The sequence below is a fragment of the Stenotrophomonas sp. P2112 genome (genome assembly GCF_041897515.1).
GTDB classification, from domain to species: Bacteria; Pseudomonadota; Gammaproteobacteria; order Xanthomonadales; family Xanthomonadaceae; genus Stenotrophomonas; species Stenotrophomonas sepilia.
On the sequence record NZ_CP169216.1, the window covers coordinates 2,374,763 to 2,397,634 of the forward strand.

Genomic DNA, 22,872 nt, shown 5'->3' on the forward strand with positions numbered 1-22,872 from the left:
AGAGAGTAGCACCGGCCCTGCCCTGTCGCATGCTGCAGTGCGGCCGCCGGAACCGGCACGATGATTTGCACATAATTGCATGGCCGGACGACGAATCGCCTCATAGGCTTCCGGCTTCCCGCTTCCAGATCGGTGCCAATACGGCAGTGGATGTCCACACATGCACTTCTGAAAGACCGCGCCTTCGGAGCGGGACAAAGCGAGACGAACCATCAATTGGTGCGCAGCGCCTCGATCTGCCCAGAATGGCGCCGCAGCGGACATCCCGCTGCCGGGATTGGAACCCCCGAAAAGAAGGACAGAGATAGCTCGTCGTAACTGCGGCGGGCGCTGCGTGTGGCCGTCAGGCCCTCCGGTTTTCTCTGTTCCTTCCGGGAGTTCCAAGCACGCATCGCCCGCCACCCTTGCGGTGGCCCTCGCTTCCCAAGGAGTTTCCGCATGAAACACACGCGTCCGCTCAGCCCGGCCATGGAATCGCTGTTCCAGCGTATCGAACATGCCCTCAACAGTGCCGAAGGCATGGCCATCCTCATCGGCGAGCAGTACGGCCCCGAGCCGAAGCCACCCGCACCGATGGGCTACAACGCCAAAGAGATCGCCGACGCGATGGTCATGCTGAGCCAGCATGGTCGGTCGTTGCTGCAGAAGCCGCGTGCGGAAGCGGAAAAGGTGACCTATCACTAGACCGCGACGCAGCCGAACCTGCTCGGCGCCGTGCGCACCGCACGCAGCGATTGCTGCCCTCAGCCCGGCAATGCGCCCTGCAAGGTGGCGAGGTCGGCGCTGTCGATCGGCCTCACCACCCGCGCCACCTCCTGGCCGTCATGCAACAGCACCACGGTGGGCCACAGTTTTACCTTGAAAGCACGCCCCAGCGGCTTTCCCTTGCCATCCTCGATCTTCCAATGCACCGGATCGTGGGCGTCGACAAACGCCTGGAGTGCGGGCTGCGCGGCCTGGCAGTGACCACACCAGGGTGCACCGAACTCGAGCAGCAGCCAGCCCGCCTGCGCGTCCACGTCCGCGCCAGCGGGCTCCGCCGCCAGGTAGTCACGCATGAACGGCATGCCGGTTACGCCGCCAACGCTTTCTGGATATCCGCCAGCGGGGCGTTTGTCAGGTCCTTGGCAATGTCGCCCAGCAGGCGGGCCTGGACCTCCTTGTGCAGCAGCGGGCGGATACGGCCCAGGGTGGTGGGGTCTGCCACCAGCACCAGGTGTGCAAAGCGGTTGTTGAGCGCATCTTCGTTCAACTGCTCCGCCACCTGCTTGGCGAACGTCGCCTCGTTGAGCTGCGAAATGGACATGTCTTTCGGCACCGCACCGGCCGGCCCCTGCCCGGAGACACCCTGCTCGCTGATGTCCTGCAGGCGCAGTTCGCCTTCCTGCTTCAACGCCAGTTGATGTTCGTTGCCGACGTTGGTGAACACGCGGGCCGAACCACCATCGGCGACGATGATCAGCGTACCTTCGGGAATGCGACGGGTCATGCGATGCTCCTTCTCGATTGCGTTCAGCGCTACCGTAGACAGCGTTGCGTGAGCGCTGCGGCCAGAGTTCGTTCAACGCATGTCATTGCACGCTGCGCGGATGAACAGGCGTGATGGAACACAGCGTGCAGATCAGGCCGCTTCTCTGCATGCTCACGCCGATGCCGTTATGATGAACGGATGATCGACATGACCCACTACGTGACGGGCGCACCTGTTACGTGGAAAGCACTGCCGACCGGCGCTTCGCTTGCCACGATGGCTCCCGCCCTGCCCTTCCACCGCCTCGCGCTGGATCCTGGCGGATGACGCCCGCAGGCGCTCTGGCCTGCCCTCCCTACGCTGCTGTGACCTCCGGCCGCTGACTGCGCGACCGCAGTGATCCTGTTGCTGCGTTTCCGCCGTTGCGGCGGTGCGTTGCCGTGCGCGTGGCGTCGTGCCTGCACACATTCCCCGGCCCCCACGCCACTCACCGATGCCCCTGCGCCACCTGCGCCTGCATCGCCGTTTCCGATTTCCGGGACCTAGCCCACCGTCTATTCACCTCTTCCACTTACAAGGGAGCCCCATGCAGGACACCCCCGATGCACACGCCCACTTCGGCTGGTTCAAACGCCGCCGCCACCTGAAGGTCGATGAGATCACCGTCGTCGACAAGCCCATGCTCAAGCGCGCCGTCGGCGCGGCCGCACTTGGCAATGCCATGGAGTGGTTCGACTTCGGTGTCTACGGCTATCTGGCGGTCACCATCGGCCAGGTGTTCTTCCCCTCCAGCAATCCCACCGCGCAGGTGATCGCCGCGTTCGCCACGTTCACCGTAGCGTTCCTGGTACGGCCGCTGGGCGGCCTGGTGTTCGGCCCGCTGGGTGATCGCTACGGCCGCCAGAAAGTGCTGGCGTTCACCATGGTCCTGATGGCGCTGGGCACCTTTTCGATCGGCCTGATTCCCGCCTACGAGCGCATCGGCATCTGGGCACCGGTGCTGTTGCTGCTCGCACGCGTGGTGCAGGGCTTTTCCACCGGCGGTGAATATGGCGGCGCGGCGACCTTCATCGCCGAATACTCCACCGACCGCAACCGCGGCCTGATGGGCAGCTGGCTGGAGTTCGGCACGCTGGGCGGCTATATCGCCGGCGCCGGTACCGTGACCGCGCTGCACATGGTGTTGAGCAGCGAACAGATGCTGGACTGGGGCTGGCGCATTCCGTTCCTGGTGGCCGGCCCGCTGGGCCTGCTCGGCCTGTACATGCGCATGAAGCTGGAGGAAACCCCGGCGTTCCGCGCCTTCGCCGAGGAAGCCGAGAAGCGCGAGCACGACCGGCCCGGGCTGGGCGCGCTGTTCCATGTGCATGGCCGCCAGCTGCTGGTGTGCATGGGCCTGGTACTGGTGTTCAACGTGACCGACTACATGCTGCTGACCTACATGCCCAGCTACCTCAGCGTCACCATGGGCTATGCCGAGAGCAAGGGCCTGCTGCTGATCATCATCGTGATGCTGGTGATGATGCCGCTGAACATCGTCGGCGGATTGTTCAGTGACCGGCTGGGCCGCCGGCCGATGATCATTGGCGCCTGCATCGCGCTGCTGGTGCTGGCGGTGCCCTGCCTGCTGCTGGTGGGCAGCGGCAATGACGGACTGATCTTCCTGGGCCTGATGCTGCTGGGGCTGGCGCTGGTGTGCTTCACCAGCTCGATGCCGTCCACGCTGCCGGCGCTGTTCTACACCCCGGTGCGCTACAGCGCGCTGTCGATCGCCTTCAATGTGTCGGTGTCGCTGTTCGGTGGCACCACGCCGCTGGTGACCGCGTGGCTGGTGGAGCGTACCGGCGACCCGCTGGTGCCGGCCTATTACCTGATGGGCGCGGCGGTGATCGGCCTGGTGACCATGCTGTTCGTGAAGGAAACCGCCGGCCTGCCGCTGCGCGGTTCACCGCCGGCCGTCGGCAGCGACAAGGAAGCGGCCGCGCTGTTGAAGAGCGATGTGCCGGTGACGGTGGACCCGACCTTGCCGCCGCTGCCGGATGTTGCCGAGCCCGAGCAGGTGAAGCCTGCCTGAGGCCGGGTGCAGAATGCGATCCACGCATGGCGTGGATCGATGGGCCAAGTGGCGCCGGGTGGATACGCCCGGCGCTGCATGGCGCTACGTCTTGATGCGGGTCAGCTTCCCCGGCGTCCAACGCAGCGTCCAGGTGTAGTTTCCGTCCGGCGGACAGACGTGGCGGAAATCGCGGGGAATTTCGCAGACCGTTGCGCCTGCGGTAACGGTGAAGGCAACGATGATCCGGTTGCCTTCGATTCGGATCGACTGCACCGCGCCCGGAATCTGGATGCCGGCATCATCGCCATAGCCATACCTGCGGATGGCGGCATAGTCCTCTGCCTCCACCGGCGACAGGCTCTTCGGGTTCTCCTGGCCACGCGGATCGTTCGCTGTCAGCGCCGTCATCACCGCCACCACATTGCTCTGCGCGAAGCTGCCGCCGGTGTAGGTGGACGTGTAGAAATACACGACCTCGGCACGGCCATCGCCATCGAGATCGGCAACAGCGGTCCACACCGGACGGAACTCGGATTCGATGTCATCGCCGGGAATCAGCCGCAGATTGGCTTCGGCGGCCCGATACGCCTGTACCAGGCTGGGCGGCGCCACCACCCGCTTGGACGCGGCCGGCGCGGCCATCGCCGTCAGGCTGGACAGCGCCAGCGCAGCAAGCGCAAGGCAGGTCGAAGTGGAGCGGAACATCGCAGGTCCGTGCATGTCATCCTCCTTGGGTGTGCGGCCAGTCTAACCACAGCCAAGGCATCCCCGCATGGCGTGGATCTAGCGCGGGGTGTTCGATTCCATTGCACGCATCACGATGGGCTTGGCCCAGCCGGGCGTGTGCAGCAGGTCGGCTACGGCAATCGGGTACTGCAGTTCGCCTGCAGCCATGGCCAATACCGGCAGCGGCACCACGCAACCCTGCGCGTCGGCCGGTGCGCTGTTGTCGTAGACGTGCAACTCGGCCAGGTGCGGCAGCAGCTCCAGCAGGTTCGCGCGCGCGGAATCGAAACGCGCGCGGATCTTCTCGACTGGAATGTCATGGCCACCGGCGGCCACCCGCGCAGCAACACGGGCGATATGCAGCTCAACATCGGCCAGCCCACAGAACCAGATCGCCACCTGATGCCGTTCGCAGGCCTCACGCAGCAGGCGCGCAATGGTGTTGCCGCCGAGCGTCGTCTCGAAGGCGAAGTCGGTGCCATCGGCCATGGTCTGGCGCAGGCGGCGGGTGCCTTCCTGCCATGCCTCGGCGTTGGCCTCCGGCAGCGACCAGCCGGCGTCGACCAGGCGACGGGTGAACGCGTCCGGGTTGAACCAGCTCAGCCCTTCGGCGTCCAGCCAGGTGCCCAGCAGCGAACTCTTGCCGGCGCCATTGACACCGGCCAGCGCCAGGATGCGTCCCATCGATCAGAGCGGGCGGCCGAGGGTGACCTTGCGGCCGCGCCGGATCGGCTGGCCCAGCACCTTGCCAAGCCCTTCACCGCGCTGCAGCCCGGCCAGGGTCTGGTCGAACTCGTTGCGCAGGCGCTGCAGTTCCTCGTTGCGCTCACCGGCATCGCCGCCAGCGGCCTTGGCCAGCAGTTCCTGGTAGGTGCGGATGTCCACGATCACCGCTTCCGGGTGATTGTGGTTGGTGATGACCAGCGCCTGCTTTTCGCGCACGGTGCGCATCAGGCTCGGCCAGCCGCGGGTCTTCACCGACGAGGCCGGGGCCTTTTCGAGGCCAGGCAGATCCAGCGGCAGGGTCATGGCACGGCTCCAGGCGGGGCGGATGGGAACCACTATACCCAATTTGGCCAAATTGGAGATAAATGCCCTTTTACCCAGGCAGCCCGGTGTCCGGGGCGTCGGTCTGCAGCAGGCTGTCGCGATCGCGCAGCGGGAAGCGGATCCAGGCATCCAGGCCTTGCGGGGTAAAGCGCAGCTCGCCGCTGCCGGCCAGTTCATAGGGCACCCGCTGCTCGATCAGGACCCGGCCCAGGCCACGCTGGCGTGGCATCTCCCACCCCTCCACCTCGGCATGGCGCTCGCACCAGTGCAGGCCCAGCCACGGCTGCCCGTCCTGCACCTGCAGGTGCCAGCAGACATCAACCCGCCCGTCCTCGTGGGCCAACGCGCCGTGCCGGAGCGCATTGGCGGCCAGCTCATGGATGGCCAGCGACAGTACTTCGGCCGCCTTCGGTGGCAACAGCACATCCTCGCCCTGCAGGTGACAGGCGGCGGCCGCCGGTGCCTGCGCCGCGATCTCCTCCTCGAGCATGCCGCGCAGGCAGACCCCTACATTGGCGCCGCGGGTCAACAGGCTCTGCGTGCGCGCCAGTGACATCAGCCGCGCGCACAGGCGCTCGGCATACTCGTCCACGCTGCCGACCGATACGCGGGTCCGCCAGGCAATGGCATGGATGGTCGACATGATGTTGCGCACCCGATGCTGCAGTTCGGCCAGCAGCACCGACTGGCGCTCGGTGGCACGCTTGAGATCGTCGATGTCCACTGCGATCGCGAACACGCCACTCACCGCGCCATCGGCATCACGCAGCGGTGCGGCGGCGACGCGTGTCCAGCGCGCGCGCCCGTCGTCATGGATGAACTGGAACTCCAGGCCCGGGACCATCGTCTCCCCCCGCAGGGCGCGGGCGATGGCGAAATCGTGGGGTTCGATGCGCGAGCCATCGGGATGCACCCCCTGCCACCGGTAGTGGTTGGGGCGATCCGTGGAGGGCACCTTGCCGGTGGGAAGATAGGTCCGCATCTGGTCGTTGGACAGCTGCAGGTTGCCGTCGGCGTCGACAATGCAGACACCCACCGGCAGCACCTTGAAGGCCAGCGCCAACCGGCGGTCGCTCTCACGGCGCTTCTGTTCCTCGCGTTCGCGGGCCGCCTGCGCGACGTGCGCAGCGGTCGTTTCGAACATGGTCACCAGCACGCCGTTGATGCACCCGTCCTCTCCGCGTATGGGGCTGTAGGTGATGGTGAACCAGACATCCTCCAAGCGCCCACGCCGCGCCAGCGGATAGAGCTTGTCCTCATAGGTGATGGTCTCGCCCTGCCACACACGCTGGTAGATCGGGCCGTTGATGTGCCAGACCTCGGGCCAGCACTCGCGCGTCGGCTGGCCCAGTCCGCCAGGATGCTTGTCAGCCAGGATCTCGGCATAGCCATCGTTGTAGAGCTGCACCAGCTGCTCGCCCCACAGCACGATCATCGGAAAGCCGTGCGCAAGCATCAGGTCGACGGTGGCGCGCAGGTGCGGCGGCCATTGCTCGATCGCACCCAGTGGCGTGCCTGACCAGTCGTGCCGGGCAATACGGGCGGCCATGCCGTCATGGCGCGCATGCGCCTGCAGCGACGGCGGCATGCCCGCCGGGCGCTCAACGGCCCGGAGGCCTTCGGTGTGGCGCGACATGCCGCGCAATCAGGCGATGCCCGCAGGGGCCTGCGGCGTCGCCACCAGTCCCGCCAGCTGCTGGACCAGGGCCTCGATGTGATAGGGCTTGGTGCAGCGTGGCGCATCCGCGAAGCGGCTGGGCAGGTTGTCATCGTAGCCAGAGGTCAGCATGAACGGCGTACCCGCTTCGGCCAACCGGTCGGCCAGCGGATACACCTGTTCACCGCCCAGGTTGATGTCCAGCAGGGCCACATCGATGGGGTTGTCATCCAGCAGCCGGCCGAGTGCCTGCAGGTCCCCGGCCGGCCCCACCACCTGCGCGCCCTTCAGCTCCAGGTAGTCCACCAGGAACATCGCGATGGCGAATTCATCTTCCGCCACCAGTACTCTCAACCCTTTCAGGCCTTCTGGTTTGTTGCCCGCTTCCAGCACGACCGGCGCTCCTCGATACACGCGGCCCACCTCCGCCGCAACGGCCGTAGGATGCGCGAACCGGGCTACAAGGGCGCGTGATGATCGATGAAGATCGCAGCCGCGGCGCATTCACTCCGGCATGGCAGCGGTGCGTTCAGAACGCACGCTCCCATTTCAGGCTGAGCAGGCTGCGGTCATGGCTGTACAGCCAACCGACGTTGCTGTCGATGCAGGCGTAGCGCAGGCTCAGGCTGGGCACCAGCCCGCCCACCGCCAGCCGCTCGCTGCGCACGATGGCGATCAGGTTCTGTTCGTCGTCCTGCCTGCGCGCCTCCAGCAAAGGACTCCAGGCACCATAGTCACGGTGACGCAACGACACGAACACCGTGGCCGTGGTGCCACTCCACTGCCGTGCCGCGCCCAGCCGCAGGCCGTGCTGGCGGTAGCCGTTGGCCGGGTCGGCTGCGCTGCTGTCGGTCAGGTCCACGCCCGCGAACAGGGTCCAGCGCGGGTTGAGCGCGCGGAACCAGGTGGCATACAGCGCGGCCAGTTCGCCATCGTAGTTGTCGGCCAGGCCCGGCTGCCGGTAGCGCTGGCGTTTCCAGTCGGCCTCCAGCTTGAGCAGGCTGCGCGCGTCCAGGGCGTACTGCCATTCGCCGTGCACACCACTGCCGCCCTGCAGGGCGTGGTTGCCCAGCGCCTGGTAGTCATGGCTCGGCGCCAGCTGCAGGGTGTGCCGTGCACTGCGCCAGCTGTAGCCGGCCTGCACGCTGGCGTTGAGCTCGTTGTATGCGCTGTAGCCACGCCAGGCCTGGCCGAACGCCAGCCCACGCACGTACAGGCCATGATGGCCTGCCAACGCCCAGCGCCGTTCCAGGCTGGCGTCGTAGTCCAGGCCGGTGGCGCGCTGCGCTTCGGGCAGCGTGCGTTCGATCAGGCAGGTGTCGCCGACACCGAACAGGCAGGTGCGGCTGGCCGAACTGCGGTTGATGTTGTCGCTCCATGCAGGCCCGGCGGCGACCGCACCCTTCCAGCGCCCGCGTGCCTGCAACGCGTCCAGATAGCTGTCCACGCGTGCGCGCACACCCGCGGTGGCCGGATCGTTGCTGTCGATACCGGCCTTGATTGCACCGAACAATGCCACCGCCTCGCGGTCGCGCTGGTCTTCGGCATAGACGCGCGCCAGTTCAAGGCGGGCGGGCAGGAAGTCCGGCTGCGCTGCCAGCAGTGCTTCGTACTCCTGTGCGGCGCGCGAATGGTCACCGGCCACGCGGGCCAACGCACCTTGCGCGTAGTGGCGCAGCAGCGGATCGTGCCCCGGAAGCTCGAGGTATTCGGCCAGGAACGCCGCAGCGGCCGGCCACTGCTGATGCTGCAATGACAGGTAGAGGGCCTGGCCGAGATCATCGACGGTGCGCTCCACCCGCACGGTCTGGCCATCGATGGTGAGCGTCGGCCGTTGCGATTCGGCCTGCTGCAGGCGCTGCTGGTCCTGCTGCTGGTGGCGCAGTTCACTGCCCTGTTCGAGCACGCGGCGCAGATCGTCCTGCTGGGCGCGCACGTCGGCGGCAACAAGCAGCAGGAACACAAGGAAAATGGGGGGGCGCATGGGCGATCTGTGGTGGTGCATGCAGCGGGCCGAAGCAGGGACTGGCGGATCGCGGCTTGTCCCTGCCCTGCCCCGTCAAGGGCGTGGCAATCAGTTCTTGCTGCCGCCGAAGGCGGTGTCGTACTGGCTGTTGCCGGCGAACGTAGCGATACCGGCCAGGGTGGCGGCGTTGGCGCCGAAGAACTGGCCCTGGCTGTTGCCGGTGACCGAACCGTTGGCCACAGCGGTGCCGGCGAAGGACGCATCGGCGCTGTTGATGTTGGCGCTGATCGCCAGGGTCTGGCCACCACCGGTCAGGCCGCCGGTCAGCTTGCCGGTACCGAAGTTCGCGGCGAAGGTGCCGCTGAGCAGGTTGCTGCCGTTGAACTTGTTCAGGCCAGCCACCGCGTACGTGGCGGTGCCGCTGGGCAACGTGGTGCCCGCACGGTCGCCAGCGAAGTACACCTGGCGATTGTTGAAGCCGCCTGCGGCGCCATCCTTGGACCATTCACCGAACCAGACATCGCCACTGCCCACCTTGACGAAGTTGAAGTGGCCCATGCCGGCATGATTGCCCGGGGTGCCGGTGATCGGCATGGCCAGCGTACGTACGGTCACGTTGCCCACGGTGGTGGGGGCCGAGTATGCGGCCAGGCCCTGGAAATCGACCGGCTTGGCGTTGGAGACGGTGCCGACACCGATGCCGGCCTTGCCTGCGCTGTGCGGGCCGCCATTGACTTCGGAGGCACCGACCTTGACGTACAGCTGCGAATCGGTGGCCGGGCTGGCCGCACCGACGATGTCGGCGGCCTGGGCGGCACCGGCCAGGGCGAAGGTGGCGGCCATGGCCAGTACGGAACGGGAGATCATCTTCATGGAACTACTCCTTGGGTTGAGGGAACAACGGGTACAACAACGAGGCAGGTCATCAGAAGCGTGCGGTGACACCGAGCTTCAGCGTGCGCCCTGGCGCCGGCAGCGTGGAGCGCGTGGCCGGGTCGACGTAGTAGCGGTTGCCGAGGTTGGTGCCGACCAGCTCGACGCTGGCATGGTCGTTGATGCGCCAGCGCGCGTAGGCATCGACGGTGGTGATGTTTCCCCAGGTGAACGGCACGTTCTGCCAGATCAGGCCACCACTGCCGGCGTACAGGCGGTCACGGTAGGCCTGCAGGTCCGGGTTCTGGTGGCGCTGGTAATGCACGATGCGGCTGCCCAGCTCCAGGCGCTCATCGAACAGCCGGGTGCCCAGCGACGCGTTCACCGACAAGCGGGGAATGGCCTGGGTCAGCAGGTAGCCGCTGACGAAGCCGTCCTGCACGCAGTTGGGCACCTTGCCGGCGAGTGCGTCGAGCTGCACCGCCATGCTTTCATCACAGACCTTGTTTTCCAGCGTGCGGGTGATGCCCAGGTCGGTGAAGAAGCGGCGGTTGTCGAAGCGCGCCTGCAGCTCCACGCCGCGGATGCGCTGCTTGTCCAGGTTGTCGAACAGGAAATTGCCGTCGCGCTCGATCACGTTGCGGGTCTTGTGCACGTAGTAGGCCAGCTTCACGTCGGCATCAGCGGTGTTGCCGAACAGCGCCGACAGGTTGTGCACATAGCCCACTTCGTAGTTGTAGGCGTGCTCGGGCTTGAGCGGGTACAGCGGGTTCAGGCTGCTGGAGAACGCGATGGTGCTCTCGAACATGCTGGGGAAACGCACCGCCTCGCTATAACGGACGTAGGCGCGCGCATTGGGCGAGAAATGCGCGGTGGCCGAGAAGGTCGGCAGCCAGGTATGGTCGCGCCTGCGCTCATTGCGCCCGGACACCGTCTGCGGCCGTCCGCTCTGGATACTGCACAGGATCTGCGACCCCTGCACCGGCAACAGCCCGGGAATGGCCGCCACCTCGCCATTCAGGCAAGGGTTGCTGGCACGGCTGTAGTTGCCGTCCGCATCCGGCAGCCAAGGAATGGTGTGGTCCACCGCAACCGGCGTCTCATACCTGCCCAGCAGGCCCTTCAGCAGATCATCAACGATGAAGCCCATGCCGATGCTGTCCCAGAACGCGCGCTGCGACTCGATGGCGTCGATCTCGCCCTGCAGGCTGGCCGGGCGTTCGGGCAGTTCGTTGACGCGGTAGCGGGCCTCCTTGGGGAACACCGAGGTGGTCATCAGCTCCGGGTGGTCCTGCAGGAAATCATCGAAGGCCCAATAGCGCGCGTAGCGCACGCCGGCACTCAGGGAGAGGAAATCCACCGGCCGCCAGTCCAGCACCAGGTAGCCCTCGCCTTCCTGGCGGCGCCCCGCGCGCGGATACATGCGCCAGCCATCGCTGACGCCGAAGTACGGGTCCGCCGAGCGCAGTTTCTCGAACTGCCAGTTGCCGCCCACGGTCAGGTCCAGGGTGGAATGCAACGCGAAGCGGTTGCTCAGGGTCAGGCCGGTGCGGTCGTTGCGGGCATTGGCCAGCGCGGTATTGCGCAGGATCGGGCTGCTGCCGGGGTTCCAGTCGGGGTTGCTGGCAAAATTGGGGAAGCCGCCAGCGGTGTACGTATCGCTGGTGGTTTCGGTGCGCCACAGGTTGGCACGCAGGTCCAGCCAGCGGCTGCCGGCAGGCTGCCAGTGGTATTCCAGGTTCCAGGCATCGGCATCGACGCGGCTGAGCGGCCACTGGATGCGACCGTAGTCGGGCGCGGACAGGATACGCGAGGGCATGATCTCGCCGTAGTGCGAGAGCGTGCGCCGCCAGGTCGCGCGCAGCTGCTGGTCGTCGCTGATCTGCCAGGTCGCCTTCAGCAACCACGACTCCTGCTCGCTGGAGGTGTTGGGCACCTCGTCGCCGGGCTTGAAGTAGCGCGCCAGCGTGGTGATGTAGTCCAGGCCCTTGTACTCGAACTGCTCGCGCGGATCCCGGTCGTAGTACGCCGCGCCCCGGGTGCCGGAAAAGTAGTTGCCCCGCTTGCGCCAGGCATAGGCCGCCATCAGGTCCACGTGTTCGCCACGCAGGCCCAACGCCAGCCGCCAGGCCTGGTCTTCCCCGGCGAACACATTGGTTTCAGAACCGCGCGACTTCACCGGCACCAGCAGCGTGCTGTCGGCATAAGGTGCCGAGGGCGAGCCCTGCGGGAACCCCGCCACCGTGCGGTAATCCTCGCCGGTATGCAGCCGCGGCAGGCGTGGCGCCACCGCATTGCTGCTGCCTTCGATCTTCAGCTCCCCGCCGAAGCGCTCGCCGGCAGCAACAATGTCGTCAACGTCGATGGTCTTGATCACCAGCGCACCACCAATCCCGCTGTGCACATCGCGCACCAGCCCTGGCCCCTTGATGACCTGGATGCCACCGATCAGGTTGGGATCGATGTAGTTGCGGTTGCTGACGCCGTTGTAGCCGCGCCAGACCGTGAGCGCCTGCTCGCCACCGTCGATGCTGACCGGCACCCGCCCCGGCCCCTGGATGCCGCGGATGTTGATGTCCAGCGCGCCGCTGTTGCGCGCATCACCGCTGAACACACCGACCAGATCCTTGACCACGTCGGCCGGATTGGAGCCGCGGTAGCGCTCCACCCGGTCGCGCCCCGAGTACGCCGTGGTCAGATCCAGCGCGAAGACATCGTCGTAGCCGCGCCGATCGCGGGCCTCGCCCCCTTCCGACTGCAGGCGACCGGCCACGTCCAGTGTTTCGGTCACCCGCACCCCTTCCCCGTCCCCTTCCCCCGCCTCCGCTGCGGCGCGCAGGCTCCAGGTGCCATCCATGCCGCGCTGGGCACGCACCCCACTGCCGCGCAGCAGCTGCTGCAGGGCCTGCATCTGGCTGTACTCGCCGCTCACCGCGCTGGATCGACGGCCCTCCACCAGGTCACTGCGGAAGACCACCTGCACATCGGCCTGGCGGCCAAAGCTGCGCACGGCATCGGCCAACGGTTGTTCCGGAATGGCGTAAGTGCGCAGCGGTGCGGCCACCGCTGCTTGCGCCTGCACCACCGGCACCCAGGCCAACGGCAACAATGCGGTGGAGATCGCCAAGGACAGGACGGTAGCGCGACGATGACAGGCGGATGCCGTGGACGGCATGGACAGGAACTCCTCAAGCGGGGCGGGACCACGGTCACGACCGGTGCCCGGTGGTGTGTCTGGCTTGAGAAGAAACGCGGTTTCGCTCTGGCTATACCTCTATAGACAGCGGGGTACGACGACTGCCCACGGTTTTTTCATGTTTTTTCATGCAGCCTGTTCATGCGTGCTCCGCGGGCGCCTCACCACACCAGCAACGCACCACCGGGCAAGCGCTGCACCCGCAGTCCCGCCTGCGCGGCCACGGCGTCGATGGCCGTGTCCGGTTGCTGCAGATGGAACAGGCCACTGACCCGCACGCGTGTGCCCTGCCCGGCCACCACCCAGACCGGGGCACGCCGGTAGCGGCCGAGATCGGCGATGGCCTGCGCGGCAGGCAGACCGTCGATCACCACCTCACCACGGCGCCACGGCGCCATCGCCTCCGGCGCGGCCTCCCGCAGCGGCTGCAACCAGCGCCCGTCACGGAACGCGCGCACCTGCCCGGCGCGCAGGCGCTGCACGCTGCCATCGCCCGGGCGCACATCGACCACGCCCTCGCTGACGTCGGTGGTGATGGTGGCGCCCTGCATCGACACGCTGAACGCCGTACCGATATCGCGGATCTGGCCACCGCCGGCCTCGACCTGGAACGGTCGCTGCTCATGCGCCACCTGGAACCAGGCCTGCCCGCGCAGCAGCTGCACGCGCCGCTGCTGGCCATCGAACGTGAATGCCAGTGCGGTGCAGGCATCGAGTACCGCCGTGCTGCCGTCGTCCAGCCGCACCACGCGCGGCGCATCACTGCTGCGCACATCGCTGCGCGCCAGCAGCAACGCGTGTGGTGCGGCCGCGACCATCAGCACTGCGGCCGCAGCACTGGCGAGCAGCCAGGGCAGACGGCGGCGCGGTGCGATCGGGCGCAGCCCCTGCCGATCTGCGGTCAGCTCGGGCAGCGCTGCCAGCACCTCCGGCCCGGCAGCGTCCAACCGCTGCCAGAAGGCCTGCTGCTGGCGCCAGGCCCGCGCGTGGCGGGGATCGGCCTGCAGCCAGCGCTGCAGGGCTCGTTGCTGGCGTTCCGGCAGCGGGCCTGCACTGCGCAGTATCACCCAGCGCAACGCCTGCCTGGCCTGACGCGGCGAGGGTTCGGAGGTGGTCATGATTGTGGCCTGCCGCACCACGAACGGGTGCGCTTTCCTGTTGTGACAACGGCGGGCGCGATCTGCCCACGGTAATCGCCGCTCATCGCCGCGCCCCCTGCTGATGCTGTTGGATCAGCAACGCTGCACGCAGCACATGCTTGCCGACCAGACTCTTGGAAATGCCGAGGCGCGCAGCGATCTCACGCTCGCTCAGGCCCAGGTATCGATTGAGGACAAAGCACTCGCGCACCTGGACCGGCAGGGCGAGGATGGTCTGGGTGATCTCGCGTAGCTGCGCCTGGTCCAGCGCCTGTGCCTCGCCATCGCGACTGGCCTCGGCCATGTCGACGGCGTACTCGGCCATGGCACGTCGCTCGCGGGCGTCGGCCTGGCTGCGGTTGAGCGCATGATGGTAGGCCATCCGGTACAGATAGCCGCGCGGCTCCAGGATGGGCGGATCGCCGGGCACGCTGCTGGCCTTCAGGTACAGGTTCTGCAGGGTGTCCTCGGTACTGGCCGGGTCGAGATAGCGTGCGATGAAGCGGGACAACGCGCGGCGCTCGCGGATCAGCAGCTCGACCAGCGCCAGGGCATTGGGAGACATAGGTGCCAAGGCCGGACCGGGGAATGATGGGCGTGATGGCGACGGTCCGGACGTGGATTGTGGGCTGCGCGGCCGTGGGCGGCAAGCCGCGGGCTCGTTCATCCACGCATGGCAGGTGCTCTGCGAACTGCAGCGCGACTGGGCCCGCTCGGCAACGGTCCCGGATTTCATGAACCTCTTCATCGCAACCGGTGGTACCGCGGGCATCCAGTTCTCGTACGATCGTACCGAGTGATGGGGTGGCGGCCCCGGTCCTGGCTGGGGCCGCCCTTTTTGGCGCAGTCGAGCGTGGCTCGACGCCACAGACAGATGGAGAACGTGATGGCCTACGCACACATTGTTTCGACCGCCGACGACTATCTGCACCACATCAGCAACGGCAGCTTTGATGTCGATGCGGACGAGCCTGCCTCGCTGGGTGGCCAGGGCAAGGGCTTTGCGCCGTTCGACCTGTACCTGGCCTCGCTGGCGGCGTGTACCGCCATCACCCTGCGCATGTATGCGCAGCGCAAGGGCTGGGATCTGGGCGAGTTCCATGCCGAGCTGCGCTCGGAACGTGACGAGGATGGACGTTTCCACGTGCACCGCGTGCTGCATGCCAGCGCCGAGCTGAGTGATGCGCAGTGGCAGCGGTTGCTGGAGGTGGTGGAGAAGACCCCGGTGACCCTGGTGATGCGCGAGGGTGCACGCATCACCAGTGAGCACGGGGGTGCTGCGTAACCCCATCCACGCATGGCGTGGATCTACTGTAGAGCCAAACCCATGCCCGGCTCTGCAAAAGGCTCAGCGCCGTGAATGCAGTACGGTGCGCTGGCGCATCGCGTTGAATTCCTGCTCTACCTGCTGGATATCCTCGGCCTGGAACCCGGCCGCGTCCAGCAGTTCGTCGGCGGCGGCGGCGGCCAGCGGATCATCGTCACGCTGGCGCCAGCAGCGCGCTGGCAGGAAATACCCCACTTCGCTGCGCCCGCGCATGATCACCACCGGCCGGCCTGCGTACAGCAGGAACTCCGCCAGGTGCTGGCGCAGCCCCTCCACCGAGACATAGGCCGGGCCGATGCCCAGCGATCGGCTGGACGGTTCGGAACTCTCGAACAGCTTGCGACGGCTCATCCACTCCTCCTTATGTGCAGCGCGTGGTCTCCTTTCCTTAGACGGGCGCATCGCTGCGCCCCCGCCACGCACTACGTGATCCACATCACGCCGTCACTCAGAACCCGGTATTGAACTCCAGCTGGAACACATCGATCGACAGTGGAGCACCGGACACTTCCTTGGCCGCCATCCACTTGCCGCTGATCCAGCTGCGCGCGTCCAGCGCGTAGGCGCCGCCCACGTAGTAGCCGCGGGCATTGGTGCCTCCGAGGTGGAAGTTCGGGTCGTTGTAGGCGTCCGGCAGCGCATCGGCCTCGATGCGCTTGTAGCCCAGCAGCGCCTGCCACTGGCCCTTCTCCTTCAGGTCGGTGGCACCGAAGGTGGCCTGCACCATCCAGGCGGTGTCGCCGCTGCGGAAGGTGTCGATGCTGGCGGTACCACCGGCGCCGTAGTTGTTGACGATGCCGTTGTTGGCGCGGCTGAACATCGCCTGCTTGTCGTAGGCCAGGTTGCGGATGTAGTCGCCGTCTAGGCGCAGGCCGATGCCCTGGGCCAGCTGCGTATCCCAGCGCAGGTTCAGCGTGGCCAGGCGGAATGCCGAGGCCAGGCCGACGTACTGCGGGGTGGGCGTGTTGGCTGGATCCAGCGGGTTGCGTGCGATGTCGCGGATCAGCATCAGGGTGTTGCCCTTCTGCATGAACGCCGGGCGCGACCAGTCGGTATCGCAGCCCACCGCGCCCGCATACAGCGCGCACGGCGAGGACAGGCGGCCGCTGATGTTCTTGAAGTCGTAGTAACCCAGCGCCGCGCGCAGCGCGTTGTCATCGTTGAAACGCCAGTTCACGCCGACCTGTGCACCGGACAGCCACTTGTTCTCGTTCGGGGTCTTGACCCGGCTCTGGCTGGGCGCGCTGTCGGAGGTGTACTCCAGCGGTACCACCGCCAGATTGCCGAACAGGCCAAGGTCACCGCCGTCGAAGTCGTACTGCAGGTTGGCGGCCAGGCCATCGAAGTTCAGGTCGTTGGAGAACAGCGTATCGCTGGTCCAGAACGGATTGCCGAAGCGGCCGCCGCGCACCGTCACCCAGTCGGCCGGGCTATAGGCCAGCCAGGCCTGGTCCAGCCACACGTCCTTCTTGCTCAGGCCACCACCCAGCTGCTCGGTGGTTGACACCGGGCCATTGCTGCTGCCGCTGGCCAGGCGCACGCCAGCCGTGGTGTGCTGGCCGATGGTCGCCTCGATGCCGAGGCGGGCGCGGATGCGCCACAGGTTGCGGCGGTCCTGGCGGGTGTTCAGCAGCGGTGGCAGCTGCAGGTTGGTGTTGGTATTGGTGTCGAAGCCGTTGCCGGAATTGATCGACGACCAGTTGCTGACGATGTCGCTGTTGCGTTCGGAGAAGAAGCGCGACTCGCTCCGCACGCGCATGTCACCGGTGACCTTGATGCGCTTGGTCCACTCAGCCACTTCGTTCGGCGCCGCCCAGCCCTCGGACCTGGCCTGCGTCATCACCTCCTGGCGCACTTCGTCACGAATGCCGTCGCGCACGCTCTGCGGTACGTACGGCACGCGCACGTCACCGGCCTCCAGGGCCACGCCACCACTGGCGGCCGGTGTCCCGGCGGCCGCGGTGTGCTGCAACGCTGCTGCTTCGGCCTGCGCCTGCACCAGCAATGCCTGGCCGTCTTCGGGTTTCAGTGCACCGCTGGCGATCAACCCCTTGATCAGCTTGACCATGGTGGTTTCGGCGGCCATCGCGCCGGCCGGGGCGGCCAGGTTGAGCAGCACGGCGCAGCACAGCAGCGCCCGTCGGGCCGGCCGCGGGCGGCGGGAATCGGTTCGTGCGCGGACGTGGTCGTTCATCACGGTTCTCATCGAATGAAGGGAAATCATGGAGGTCGGGGAATCAGGCCCCGGGCCGGCGGCCCTGGATCAGGACGCGGGCGGGGAAATCAAGCGACGGCGGCGGTGCCTGGTCGACCTTGCCGATGCGACGCAGTGCATCGAGCACGGCCGCGTCGGCCTCCTCGTTGCCACTGCCACGCACCAGCTCGACCTTTTCCAGGCGACCATCGCTGGCCAGCCACACATTCACCTGCAACTGGAACGCCAGGCGCTTGACCTTGTCGTCGCGCGAGATCGCCTGCTGCATCAGGTAGCCGAGGTAGCGCCCATAGGTGGCGTTGCCGGCACCGCCACGACCGACACCGGACGAACCGCCACCACTGCCGGACTGGATGCCGAAGTTGTCGCCACCGGCCTGCGCGTCGGCGTTCATCGTCACCGGATCGCTGTTGTCCGGGGTCGGCGTCGGCTCTTCGGCCGGCGTCGGCTGATCCAGCGGCTCCGGTTCGGGCATCGTCTCTTCCGGCGGCGTTTCCGGTTCCGGCGGTTCTTCCGGTGGCGGCGGGGGTGGCGGAGGCGGTGGCGGCAACGCCAGCATCGGCGGCTGCACCACCGGCCGGCGGGTGCTGGCGGTGTCCTTGAACAACAGCCACCACAGCGCGACGCCGAGCACCAGCAACGCGACCAGCACCAGCGCGGCGGTCACCAGCAACGGGCGACCACGCATGCCGGGCTCCGGCCGGGGGGGGTGATGGGCGGTCATGCCTCAGCCCTGCGCCTTGCCGGTGACCAGGCCCACCTGGGCCAGCTCCAGGCGCCGCAGCAGGTCCAGCACCTCGACCACGCGGGCATACTGCACCTGTGCGTCTCCGCGCACGATCACCGGGAAATCCGGCGTGGTCGCGCGTTCGGTACGCAGGCGATCTTCCAGCTCGGCCATCGTCACCGGGTAGGCATCCAGGAACACCTGGCCGCTGGGGTCGATGGTGATCGCCTTGGTCTTCGGCTTCTCCAGCGCGACGCTGTTGCTCGCCTTCGGCAGGTTGACCTCGATACCGGGGATGGAGGCGTTGCTGGTCAGGATGAAGATCACCAGCACCACCAGCAGCACGTCGACGAAGGGCGTCACGTTGATGCCCTTCTCGCGCTTCTTGATGCCGAACTTCGCCTTCTGGCCCATGGCGCGCTCCTCAGCCCTGGATCGCGGCCGGGCCGCGCCCGTCCTGCTCTTCAGCCAGGCGCGCGGCGAACTCGTCGATGAACACCGCCATGTCCGCGCCGATCGCTTCGGCACGCGCGCCCAGGTAGTTGTAGCCGAACAGCGCCGGGATCGCGACGCCGAGGCCAGCCGCAGTACACAGCAACGCTGCTGCCATGCCGGGTGCCACCGAGTTGATGTCGACCGCGCCAGCCATCGCCGCCACCACGAACACCAGCATGATGCCGATCACGGTGCCGAACAGGCCCACATACGGGGCCCCCTCGATGGTGGTCGACAGCCAGTTCATGCGCCGTGCCATCGCCTCCTGCTCACGCACCATCACCGCATCCATCGAGGCACGGATCGCCGCGATGGTGGCACCACTGAGGTAACCGCTGTTGCCATCGCGCTGGTGGCGCTGCTGCATTTCATCGATGGCCACCTGGTAGATGCGCCACAACGAGCCATCGTGCATCGCGGCCGGCGCCTTGCCCTGGCGGTCCATGTCGGACAGGGTGCGCAGCGGCACGCCGGACAGCTTGCCGAAGCTCTCGGTGAACACCGCATTGGCCTTGCTGGTACGGCCGAAGTGCCGCCCCTTGGCGATCATGATCGCCCACGACAGCAGCATCATCAGGCCGAGGATCGCGACCACCACCCAGGCATCGAACGGCATCGCCTTGAGGATGAAGGCGAAGTGGCTCTGCCCGGCTGACTGCTCGTCCGCGCCGTAGCTGATCAGCCGCGAATCGGCACCCTGTGCGGTGGCATCGGCCAGCAGCAGCGCGGCCGGCCGTGCCACGCGCGAGACGCGCAGTTCATCCAGCGCACCTTCGAAGTTGGCCAGTGGCTGCACCGCCCCCGGCGCATCGGCACCCACCACCGGAGCCGTGCCCAGCGCCGGCAGCGCACCGCTCAGCTGGGCAACGACGCGCCCGTTGAGGTACAGCTGCAACGCGCCCTTCTCTGCCGTCAGTGCAACGTGTGCCCACTGTCCTTCCGGAACCGGCTGCGCGGGCGTGCTGCGCTGGCCATTGAGCTGCACGAACGGCACGCGGTTCTCGATGCCCAGCACCAGCTCGGATGCGCCGTCGCGACGCGCATAGATCGCCTGCGCCGCAGTGTTGCCGCCCGGCTTGATCCAGGCTGAAACGGTGAGCGGCGCGCCCGCTTCCTGAGCCAGCGATGCGCTGGCCGGCAGCGGCAGCGGACCGGCGCCCAGCTGCACGCCACGGCCGATCACCGAGCCTTCCGACGGCGGCACCACCGCACCGGCATTGTTGCCATAGGCGGTGGTGTCGCGTGCCGGCGCATTGGCCTCGGCAAAGTGGTAGACCAGCGTGTAGTCCGGATCGAACACCTGCTGGCCGTTGCCGCTGGCCGGTGCCTTCTCATTGCCGTAGTACATCCAGATCGTCTGCGGCGCGGCAGCGCTGACTGCCGGTACGTCGACCCAGACCAGGGCCAGGCCCATCCTGGGATCGAACTGTTCGATCTGGTGGGCCAGCACGGTACGGCCATCACCCGAGACGAAGCGCAGGTCGTTGCCCGCATCCTGGGTTCCGTCGAAGCCGAAGTTGCCGGTATGCAGGCGCAGCAGCAGCGGCGTGCGGCCCGGGTCACCGGCCAGGCCCGCGCCCTGCGGGCCGGCGTCGATGGTGATCGGCTTGCGGTACTTCCATTCGGCCTGCCACCAATTGGAATCGGCCGCAGCCACCGGCAGCGCAACCAGCGCGGCCAGCAGCAACAACACTCGGGAAAGCAAACGGTCCATGCGAAGGGTCTCCGGAGAACGCATGTTCAAGGGAAGGGTCAGTAACTGGTGCTGATGTTGAAATGCAGGCGCGGGTCGTCCTTGCGCGTGACCGGGCCATCGGCATACGGCCAGGCGTAGTCCAGGCGCAGTTGCAGGTGTTGACCCAGGCGCAGCTGCGCGCCCAGGCCGACCGAGGCCAGGTTGTACTTGTCGCGCTGTTCGGGCAGCGGCTGGCGCAGGCGCAGATAGGCCGCGTCGGCAAAGCTGTAGACGCGCAGGTCGGTGCCGCGCCACAGTGACCACGCAGGCGTGCGCCATTCCAGGCTGGCCAGGCCGCCGTAGTCGCCGATCGCCTCGGCCGACAGGTAGCCGCGCACGGTGTACATTCCACCTGCGGCGAACTGCTCGGCCGACACCAGTGGCGCATCGGTTACCTGCAGCGAGCCGCGCGCATACCATTGCCAGTCGCTGCCGAAGGTATGCGTGTTGGCCACGTCGGCCTTGAACGCCACGAAACTCGGGTCGGCCCAGTAGCGCTTCTGCCCGAACGCGGTGGCGTCACTGCCGTAGCCGAACAAGCGACGCGTACCGGCCACCAGCTGGGTGTTGATGCTCAACTGATCCTGCTCGCCCTGGCGTACACCGACAAACGCCAGAGTGATCGGCGCGTACCTCAGCGGCGTCTTCAGGCTCTCCTTGCCCATCTGCGTGTCTTCCTCGGTGTCCTTGAAATCCACGCCGAGGCTGAGCTGGCGCCACCACTGGCTGCTGCCCGGCAGGCGGTAGTTGAGCTTGAGGCCGATCGAATGGCCGTTGCCGATCACATTGGTGCCGGTGCCGGTACCGACCTGCCCACCTGCATTCAACACGCGGCTGTCGGATCTGTAGCCGGAGGCTTCCACGCTCCACGGCGTACCTTCGAACGGCATCGTGTACGAGGCCGAGAACACCTCGGCCTGCTTCGTGTCTTCCGGCGCCAGATACACGCCGAGGTTGGCGCTGTGCCCACGCTTCCACAGGTTGTCGTAGGCCAGCGATGCACTCAGGCGCAGCTTCTCGGTGTCGGCGCTATGGTCGTTGTTGAGTGACGCACTGGCACGCCACGGCGACTTCTCCTCGACCTGCAGGTCCACATCCATCGTGCCCGGCACCTGGCCTTCGCGCACCAGTGGCATCACCTGGCGACGTCCGCCTTCGTTCAGTGCGGTCAATTCCTTCTGGACCTGGTCGAAGTCAGGCACCTTGCCCTCGGCCAGCGCCGGTACACGTTCCCGAATGCGTTCGGGCGACTCGTGGCGGGTGCCGACCACGCGCAGCTGGCCGATCGGCGTCTGCTGCACCTTCAGCAGCACCACGCCCCCACTGACCTGCTGCTCGGGTAGCTCGACGTAGACCGACTGGTAGCCGGCCTGCTGGTAGAGCGCATGGACCGCATCGCGCGCCTTCTCAACATCGGCCAGGGTCTTGCCCGGGCCGAGGAACGGTTCCACCGCACGTTCAATCTGCCGCGGATCGAGCACCGTGTTGCCGCGCACGACGTATTCGTTGATGTTCACGCTGGGCGCGGGTGCTGCCTCCTGCGCGAACAGCGGCAGCGGCATCGCGGCCAGGGCCAGCACCAGCGGATGCAGGCACAGCGGAAGGCGAACGGCTCGGCACGGAACAGGATTCATTGAAGGCATCGCGTCGTATCGAAGGGAGGGGCCAGGGAGCGGCGCGTGGATCTACCAACAGGACGTGTACATCGCGTCAAAGCCGCCAACAGTTTTGTGACAGCACTGTCATCTTTTGAAAGCGCCGCAACGCACGCAGGCGGACCCTGCCTTGGCCACCCGTCTTCATTGCAGGACATCGATTGCTGCGGGAGATTCGAGATGTGTGAATCGTTGATGCCGGACCTGCGCGCTGCCCTCGCCCTCGCCCTGCTGCTGGCGCTGCCATCGGGTCGCGCCGACGAGGCGAAGAAGCAGGAAGAAGCTGCGCCCTGCATCGAAGTACTGGTCAACGGCGAGCGGATTCCGGCCTGGGACTGTCTGCAACGCAAGCTGGCGCCTGCGACAAGGCCGGCGAAGTCGGCGGCGCTCCCCGAAGCCGAACGCCTGATGCAGCAGCCCGGCAACCAGCTGATGCAGTACAACCTGGAAGGCACGCGGCAGCGCATGGGCGATGCGTTCGGTCGCTCGGTGGTGCCGCAGCGACCTGCGCGCTGAGCCTCCGCAGCTGTGGGGCTGAGCGCGCGCTCGGCTGTCTTTGCATTCATCGGCGATGCCACGGCGCG

22 protein-coding genes are annotated in these 22,872 nt (G+C 67.0%); 4 read left to right on the plus strand and 18 right to left on the minus strand.

The features are described from left to right. Nucleotides 1–438: 438 nt before the first annotated feature. The gene (locus tag ACEPA4_RS11055) at nucleotides 439–684 is read left to right on the plus strand and encodes a hypothetical protein (protein ID WP_065177694.1); all 246 of its coding nucleotides are present in this window, start codon (nucleotides 439–441) and stop codon (nucleotides 682–684) included. 59 nt (nucleotides 685–743) lie between these two features. Here the strand turns inward: ACEPA4_RS11055 and ACEPA4_RS11060 are convergent, their stop codons facing one another. Next, entirely contained in the window at nucleotides 744–1,067 is a 324-nt protein-coding gene (locus ACEPA4_RS11060) for a thioredoxin family protein (RefSeq protein ID WP_065186506.1), read from the minus strand. A 5-nt stretch (nucleotides 1,068–1,072) separates the two neighbouring features. After that, on the minus strand, nucleotides 1,073–1,489 hold the full coding sequence (locus tag ACEPA4_RS11065; RefSeq protein ID WP_065177692.1) for a host attachment family protein: 417 nt from the start codon (nucleotides 1,487–1,489) through the stop codon (nucleotides 1,073–1,075). A gap of 568 nt (nucleotides 1,490–2,057) precedes the next feature. Here ACEPA4_RS11065 and proP point away from each other — a divergent pair. Further along, nucleotides 2,058–3,545 carry a glycine betaine/L-proline transporter ProP gene (gene proP, locus ACEPA4_RS11070; protein ID WP_164092808.1) on the plus strand — a complete coding sequence of 496 codons (1,488 nt, stop codon included), beginning with the start codon at nucleotides 2,058–2,060 and terminating at the stop codon, nucleotides 3,543–3,545. An 84-nt stretch (nucleotides 3,546–3,629) separates the two neighbouring features. On the opposite strand, the gene ACEPA4_RS11075 is transcribed toward proP, so the two are convergent. From ACEPA4_RS11075 to ACEPA4_RS11120, 10 genes are all read right to left on the minus strand, one after another. After that, entirely contained in the window at nucleotides 3,630–4,247 is a 618-nt protein-coding gene (locus ACEPA4_RS11075; RefSeq protein WP_069138412.1) for a hypothetical protein, read from the minus strand. 63 nt (nucleotides 4,248–4,310) lie between these two features. Beyond that, a complete protein-coding gene (locus tag ACEPA4_RS11080; RefSeq protein WP_065196383.1) occupies nucleotides 4,311–4,937 on the minus strand; it encodes an AAA family ATPase in 627 nt (208 codons plus the stop codon). A gap of 3 nt (nucleotides 4,938–4,940) precedes the next feature. Then, nucleotides 4,941–5,282: a type II toxin-antitoxin system prevent-host-death family antitoxin gene (locus ACEPA4_RS11085; RefSeq protein ID WP_065177688.1), complete on the minus strand. Its 342-nt coding sequence runs from the start codon at nucleotides 5,280–5,282 to the stop codon at nucleotides 4,941–4,943. A gap of 70 nt (nucleotides 5,283–5,352) precedes the next feature. Continuing rightward, nucleotides 5,353–6,939, minus strand: a complete 1,587-nt coding sequence (locus tag ACEPA4_RS11090; RefSeq protein ID WP_065177687.1) for a sensor histidine kinase — start codon at nucleotides 6,937–6,939, stop codon at nucleotides 5,353–5,355. A gap of 9 nt (nucleotides 6,940–6,948) precedes the next feature. Beyond that, a complete protein-coding gene (locus ACEPA4_RS11095) occupies nucleotides 6,949–7,353 on the minus strand; it encodes a response regulator (RefSeq protein WP_005416747.1) in 405 nt (134 codons plus the stop codon). A gap of 136 nt (nucleotides 7,354–7,489) precedes the next feature. Continuing rightward, a complete protein-coding gene (locus tag ACEPA4_RS11100; protein ID WP_164092807.1) occupies nucleotides 7,490–8,944 on the minus strand; it encodes a porin family protein in 1,455 nt (484 codons plus the stop codon). 90 nt (nucleotides 8,945–9,034) lie between these two features. Next, complete coding sequence (locus tag ACEPA4_RS11105; RefSeq protein ID WP_065186511.1) at nucleotides 9,035–9,799, minus strand: Slam-dependent surface lipoprotein; 765 nt, start codon at nucleotides 9,797–9,799, stop codon at nucleotides 9,035–9,037. A 52-nt stretch (nucleotides 9,800–9,851) separates the two neighbouring features. Beyond that, nucleotides 9,852–12,974: a TonB-dependent receptor gene (locus ACEPA4_RS11110; protein WP_262090735.1), complete on the minus strand. Its 3,123-nt coding sequence runs from the start codon at nucleotides 12,972–12,974 to the stop codon at nucleotides 9,852–9,854. A 182-nt stretch (nucleotides 12,975–13,156) separates the two neighbouring features. Continuing rightward, nucleotides 13,157–14,113, minus strand: a complete 957-nt coding sequence (locus ACEPA4_RS11115; RefSeq protein WP_065186513.1) for a FecR domain-containing protein — start codon at nucleotides 14,111–14,113, stop codon at nucleotides 13,157–13,159. 82 nt (nucleotides 14,114–14,195) lie between these two features. After that, nucleotides 14,196–14,699 carry an RNA polymerase sigma factor gene (locus ACEPA4_RS11120; RefSeq protein WP_005416753.1) on the minus strand — a complete coding sequence of 168 codons (504 nt, stop codon included), beginning with the start codon at nucleotides 14,697–14,699 and terminating at the stop codon, nucleotides 14,196–14,198. 321 nt (nucleotides 14,700–15,020) lie between these two features. Between ACEPA4_RS11120 and ACEPA4_RS11125 the strand changes: the two genes are divergently transcribed. After that, the gene (locus tag ACEPA4_RS11125) at nucleotides 15,021–15,419 is read left to right on the plus strand and encodes an OsmC family protein (RefSeq protein WP_235646147.1); all 399 of its coding nucleotides are present in this window, start codon (nucleotides 15,021–15,023) and stop codon (nucleotides 15,417–15,419) included. 63 nt (nucleotides 15,420–15,482) lie between these two features. Here ACEPA4_RS11125 and ACEPA4_RS11130 read toward each other — a convergent pair whose 3' ends face one another. From ACEPA4_RS11130 to ACEPA4_RS11155, 6 genes are all read right to left on the minus strand, one after another. Continuing rightward, the gene (locus ACEPA4_RS11130; protein ID WP_053500994.1) at nucleotides 15,483–15,812 is read right to left on the minus strand and encodes a hypothetical protein; all 330 of its coding nucleotides are present in this window, start codon (nucleotides 15,810–15,812) and stop codon (nucleotides 15,483–15,485) included. Between the two features lie 97 nt (nucleotides 15,813–15,909). Then, nucleotides 15,910–17,655, minus strand: coding sequence for a putative porin (locus ACEPA4_RS11135; RefSeq protein ID WP_139727178.1), 1,746 nt, complete (start codon nucleotides 17,653–17,655; stop codon nucleotides 15,910–15,912). 43 nt (nucleotides 17,656–17,698) lie between these two features. Then, complete coding sequence (locus ACEPA4_RS11140) at nucleotides 17,699–18,364, minus strand: cell envelope integrity protein TolA (RefSeq protein ID WP_164092802.1); 666 nt, start codon at nucleotides 18,362–18,364, stop codon at nucleotides 17,699–17,701. A gap of 39 nt (nucleotides 18,365–18,403) precedes the next feature. Continuing rightward, nucleotides 18,404–18,817 carry a biopolymer transporter ExbD gene (locus ACEPA4_RS11145; protein WP_005409874.1) on the minus strand — a complete coding sequence of 138 codons (414 nt, stop codon included), beginning with the start codon at nucleotides 18,815–18,817 and terminating at the stop codon, nucleotides 18,404–18,406. A gap of 10 nt (nucleotides 18,818–18,827) precedes the next feature. Then, complete coding sequence (locus tag ACEPA4_RS11150) at nucleotides 18,828–20,612, minus strand: DUF2341 domain-containing protein (RefSeq protein ID WP_262090738.1); 1,785 nt, start codon at nucleotides 20,610–20,612, stop codon at nucleotides 18,828–18,830. A gap of 38 nt (nucleotides 20,613–20,650) precedes the next feature. Beyond that, nucleotides 20,651–22,267, minus strand: a complete 1,617-nt coding sequence (locus tag ACEPA4_RS11155) for a ShlB/FhaC/HecB family hemolysin secretion/activation protein (protein WP_262090740.1) — start codon at nucleotides 22,265–22,267, stop codon at nucleotides 20,651–20,653. Between the two features lie 201 nt (nucleotides 22,268–22,468). Between ACEPA4_RS11155 and ACEPA4_RS11160 the strand changes: the two genes are divergently transcribed. Further along, a complete protein-coding gene (locus ACEPA4_RS11160) occupies nucleotides 22,469–22,804 on the plus strand; it encodes a hypothetical protein (RefSeq protein ID WP_053500982.1) in 336 nt (111 codons plus the stop codon). The last annotated feature ends 68 nt before the right edge of the window (nucleotides 22,805–22,872 follow it).

Excerpts from the sequence above, each read along its gene's own strand:
- ACEPA4_RS11090 (WP_065177687.1), bottom strand. The coding sequence starts at position 6,939 with ATGTCGCGCCACACCGAAGGCCTCCGGGCCGTTGAGCGCCCGGCGGGC.
- ACEPA4_RS11115 (WP_065186513.1), bottom strand. The coding sequence starts at position 14,113 with ATGACCACCTCCGAACCCTCGCCGCGTCAGGCCAGGCAGGCGTTGCGC.
- ACEPA4_RS11130 (WP_053500994.1), bottom strand. The coding sequence starts at position 15,812 with ATGAGCCGTCGCAAGCTGTTCGAGAGTTCCGAACCGTCCAGCCGATCG.
- ACEPA4_RS11145 (WP_005409874.1), bottom strand. The coding sequence starts at position 18,817 with ATGGGCCAGAAGGCGAAGTTCGGCATCAAGAAGCGCGAGAAGGGCATC.
- ACEPA4_RS11110 (WP_262090735.1), bottom strand. The coding sequence starts at position 12,974 with ATGCCGTCCACGGCATCCGCCTGTCATCGTCGCGCTACCGTCCTGTCC.
- ACEPA4_RS11105 (WP_065186511.1), bottom strand. The coding sequence starts at position 9,799 with ATGAAGATGATCTCCCGTTCCGTACTGGCCATGGCCGCCACCTTCGCC.
- ACEPA4_RS11150 (WP_262090738.1), bottom strand. The coding sequence starts at position 20,612 with ATGGACCGTTTGCTTTCCCGAGTGTTGTTGCTGCTGGCCGCGCTGGTT.
- ACEPA4_RS11055 (WP_065177694.1), top strand. The coding sequence starts at position 439 with ATGAAACACACGCGTCCGCTCAGCCCGGCCATGGAATCGCTGTTCCAG.
- ACEPA4_RS11140 (WP_164092802.1), bottom strand. The coding sequence starts at position 18,364 with ATGCGTGGTCGCCCGTTGCTGGTGACCGCCGCGCTGGTGCTGGTCGCG.
- ACEPA4_RS11065 (WP_065177692.1), bottom strand. The coding sequence starts at position 1,489 with ATGACCCGTCGCATTCCCGAAGGTACGCTGATCATCGTCGCCGATGGT.
- ACEPA4_RS11135 (WP_139727178.1), bottom strand. The coding sequence starts at position 17,655 with ATGAACGACCACGTCCGCGCACGAACCGATTCCCGCCGCCCGCGGCCG.
- ACEPA4_RS11060 (WP_065186506.1), bottom strand. The coding sequence starts at position 1,067 with ATGCCGTTCATGCGTGACTACCTGGCGGCGGAGCCCGCTGGCGCGGAC.
- ACEPA4_RS11160 (WP_053500982.1), top strand. The coding sequence starts at position 22,469 with ATGTGTGAATCGTTGATGCCGGACCTGCGCGCTGCCCTCGCCCTCGCC.
- ACEPA4_RS11080 (WP_065196383.1), bottom strand. The coding sequence starts at position 4,937 with ATGGGACGCATCCTGGCGCTGGCCGGTGTCAATGGCGCCGGCAAGAGT.
- ACEPA4_RS11125 (WP_235646147.1), top strand. The coding sequence starts at position 15,021 with ATGGCCTACGCACACATTGTTTCGACCGCCGACGACTATCTGCACCAC.
- ACEPA4_RS11155 (WP_262090740.1), bottom strand. The coding sequence starts at position 22,267 with ATGAATCCTGTTCCGTGCCGAGCCGTTCGCCTTCCGCTGTGCCTGCAT.
- ACEPA4_RS11075 (WP_069138412.1), bottom strand. The coding sequence starts at position 4,247 with ATGCACGGACCTGCGATGTTCCGCTCCACTTCGACCTGCCTTGCGCTT.
- ACEPA4_RS11100 (WP_164092807.1), bottom strand. The coding sequence starts at position 8,944 with ATGCGCCCCCCCATTTTCCTTGTGTTCCTGCTGCTTGTTGCCGCCGAC.
- proP (WP_164092808.1), top strand. The coding sequence starts at position 2,058 with ATGCAGGACACCCCCGATGCACACGCCCACTTCGGCTGGTTCAAACGC.
- ACEPA4_RS11120 (WP_005416753.1), bottom strand. The coding sequence starts at position 14,699 with ATGTCTCCCAATGCCCTGGCGCTGGTCGAGCTGCTGATCCGCGAGCGC.
- ACEPA4_RS11085 (WP_065177688.1), bottom strand. The coding sequence starts at position 5,282 with ATGACCCTGCCGCTGGATCTGCCTGGCCTCGAAAAGGCCCCGGCCTCG.